Below are 457 nucleotides of genomic sequence, written 5' to 3' on the forward strand. Positions count from 1 at the left end.
CCCTCCCACCAGTGCTTCGGCAGGACGACCAGATCGCCGATAATCTTGGGCAGCTCGCGGTTGCCCTTCTGGTTGAAATGAAACTCGACCTCGCGGTCGGAAATCGCCACCGCGTCGGTAACGTTCTCGAAATAGCGGTTGTATTGGGGGGCGTTGGCCTTCAGCACCTGGAACGACCAGACCACATCGTCGACGGTGATCGGCTGGCCGTCATGCCATTTCGCTCGCCGGTCGAGCCGGTAGGTCGCAGAGGAATAGTCGGGCGGGTATTTATAGGCCTCGGCAACCAGCGGGTGGCTGACGCTGCCCTCGTCGGTCGCCTGGTCCATCAGCGTGTCGTAGAGCAGGCCGCCGCCGAACCCGGCGAGCCCCGCGGCCGGCGACCCCGGCACGATATAGGGATTGAAGCTGTCGAAAGTGCCGACAACGACGGAGTCGTGGGCGCCACCCTTGGGAG

Annotated in this window: 1 protein-coding gene; it reads right to left on the reverse strand. The window is 63.9% G+C overall.

Annotation, left to right across the window (positions count from 1 at the left end; all coding sequences use genetic code 11):
* On the reverse strand, positions 1-457 hold a 457-nt coding region (locus EOA79_RS32455), incomplete at both ends, for an ABC transporter substrate-binding protein (protein WP_245489991.1).

It is taken from the genome of Mesorhizobium sp. M1A.F.Ca.IN.020.03.2.1 (genome assembly GCF_004023205.1).
Taxonomy (GTDB): domain Bacteria; phylum Pseudomonadota; class Alphaproteobacteria; order Rhizobiales; family Rhizobiaceae; genus Mesorhizobium.